This window comes from Streptomyces mesophilus (assembly GCF_011044995.1).
Taxonomy (GTDB): Bacteria; Actinomycetota; Actinomycetes; order Streptomycetales; family Streptomycetaceae; genus Streptomyces; species Streptomyces mesophilus.
In genome coordinates this window covers 1-2,496 of sequence record NZ_JAAKZW010000428.1, presented here as the reverse complement: position 1 = coordinate 2,496, position 2,496 = coordinate 1, and the positions used below count along the sequence as shown (strand labels likewise).

Genomic DNA, 2,496 nt, shown 5'->3' with positions numbered 1-2,496 from the left:
TCGACGCCCCGCCCCCTCCCACCGGCTCACCCGCCAGAACGCGCCGCTCGAGCTCCCGCAGCTCCGGCCCGGGCTCGAGCCCCAGCTCCCCGACCAGCACCCGGCGGGCCTCGCGGTACACGGCCAGCGCATCGGCCTGCCGCCCGCTCGCCGCGAGCGCCGTCATCAGCAGCCCGGGCAGCCGCTCACGCAGCGGATGCCGCCGCGCCAGAGTGGTCAGTTCGGGGATGGCCGTCGCGTACCGGCCGCAGCGCACCTCCGCCGCGTACAACTCCTCGTATGCCGCGATCTGTTGCTCGCCGAGCCGCTGGACATCCCCGGCGAGCGCGGGCAGTTCGACGCCGGCGAACGGCCTGCCCCGCCACAGCCCGAGCGCCTGCCGCAGCAGCCCGGCGGCCCGCTCCGGACCGTGCCGGCCGGCCTCGGTCACCAGCGCGGCGAACCGGTCGGCGTCCAACTCCCCGTCCACCACGTGCAATACGTAACCGCCGGAGGTGAACTCCAGCCGTCCGGGGGAGTCGAGCGTGGCGCGCAGCCGGTGGATCTGGACCTGGAGCCTGCGCAGCGCGTGCGGTGCGGGCGGCTCGCGCCACAGGGCGTCGAGCAGGAATTCCGCGGATACGGGGGTGCCGTGCCGTACGAGGAACAGCGCGAGCAGCCCGCGGCGCACCGGCCCGGCGGGCTGGTCGGCGGCGTCCTCGTCCTTACGCCAGCGCACCGGCCCCAGAATCGCGAACTGCATCGGCCTTCACCCAAGTCCACCGGCTCGGCGTGCTTCCCGTACTCACGTGCCCTGCGCCCCTGCGCGCTTCGTCTTTCCTCCACGACAAGTGTCTTACATCCCCGGCCGGTTGACGAAAGCGCGGCGAAAGTCCCGCGGCGCAGGCTTCCCGCATGACCGACACCACGCACCCCGTACAAGCGGCCAGGTATCTCTTCGACTCGGACACCGACCTGGGCGCCCAGCAGCTCGTCCTCCTGGAGGAGCTCCTCGACGAACCCACCTTCCGGTTCCTGGACACCCTCCCCCTCGCACCGGGCGGCCGGGCTCTCGATCTGGGTGCGGGCGGCGGATCCGTGGCCCGGCGCCTCGCCTCGCGGACCGGTCCCGGCGGGGAGGTGGTCGCGGTCGATCTGGCGACGGACCATCTGCCCGAGACCGACGGCATCACCCTGCACCGCCACGACGTACGCGACGGACTCCCGGTAGCCGGCCCCTTCGACCTCATCCACGCCCGGCTGCTCCTGATGCACCTCCCCGAACGCCTCGCTCTGTTACGGACGTTGGTGGGCGCACTCGCCCCGGGCGGGCATCTGGTGCTCGGCGAGATGAGCGCCCGCCCGAACCGGGTGCTCACGGCACCGACCGCGGACGACCGGCGGCTGTTCGAGCGGGTGCAGCGCATCGCGCACGAGGTGGTCACGCCGTCGCGCGGTGCGTCGTTCCACTGGGCGCACGAGGCGTACGGTGCCCTCCTCGACGCGGGCCTGAACCCGGTCTACAGCGAAGAGTTCTCCCGTACGACGGCGGGCGGCTCACCGGCCTGCCGCCTGCACCGCAACTATGTCCTCCAGGCGACCCCGCTCCTGCTCGCCGAGGGCCTGACCCGCTCCGAACTCGACCGCTACGGCGAGCTGATGCTGGATCCCGGATTCAGGGCCTGGTTCTACCAGTTCGTACTGGTGCGGGGGAGGAAGGCGGGGTGAGCGCGCGTGCTGTTCGGGTGGCGGGCCTGCGCGTCAGATGGCGGGCCTGCGCAGCAGCCACTGGCCGAACGTACGGCGGGCCGGCCGCACCACGATGCGGCCGTGGGCCTTCTGGCCGGACAGTTCCACCCGCAGGACGACCGGTGTATCGGGATCCGCCGGATCCGTACGGTGCTTGAGCTTGCAGTGCACCAACTGAAGACCGTCGGTGTCGACCACGACGCCGGGCCTGGTGATGAGGGTGAGGGTCTTGCCCGCGCCGGCCAGCTCGATGCTCAGGGTGTCGTGGGTGATCACGGCATCGGTGAAGTCCAGGGTCACCTTGCAGTACGTCACCGCGAGCTCCATCCGGCGCGGTACGACCCAGCGCCCGACGCGCTCGATCGGTGAGCTGTGGATCTGCTCGATCCGCACCAGGTCCTTGGCCTCGGGCCCGCGCTCACCGGTCTGTGCGGGCAAGTCGGCGGTGAGCGGGGCCAGTTCGCCCAGGGTGCGCGCGGACAGGGCGGCTTCGAGGCGCTCGTCCAGCTCGTCCGGGGTCAGCAGCCCGTCGCCCGCGGCGATGCGCAGCACATCCACCACCCGGTCCCGGTCCGCGTGAGAGGCCCGTACCTCGGGCGGTGGGCCGGTGTGCTTCCCCGTGGGTGACATCTCTCCCGACATGCCTGCGAGCCTACCCAGGCGCGGCGGGGGGACCAGGGGTGGATACGGGGAGCCCCGGGCTCAGCGCGCAGCGAGCCCTCTTCGCCACAGCCTCAGGACGCGCACCACGAGGCCGGGGTTCCGGGT

The 2,496-nt window shown here is 72.4% G+C and carries 3 protein-coding genes; 1 reads left to right on the top strand and 2 read right to left on the bottom strand.

All coding sequences use genetic code 11. From position 1 onward, the window contains the following. The coding region (locus G6045_RS40270; protein WP_165337206.1) for an AfsR/SARP family transcriptional regulator at positions 1–742 on the bottom strand (742 nt) is incomplete at its 3' end. Positions 743–894: 152 nt separating this feature from the next. Here G6045_RS40270 and G6045_RS40265 point away from each other — a divergent pair. Next, positions 895–1,707, top strand: a complete 813-nt coding sequence (locus G6045_RS40265; protein ID WP_165337205.1) for a class I SAM-dependent methyltransferase — start codon at positions 895–897, stop codon at positions 1,705–1,707. Positions 1,708–1,740: 33 nt separating this feature from the next. Here G6045_RS40265 and G6045_RS40260 read toward each other — a convergent pair whose 3' ends face one another. Next, entirely contained in the window at positions 1,741–2,370 is a 630-nt protein-coding gene (locus G6045_RS40260; RefSeq protein WP_165337204.1) for a DUF1707 SHOCT-like domain-containing protein, read from the bottom strand. Positions 2,371–2,496 lie beyond the last annotated feature (126 nt).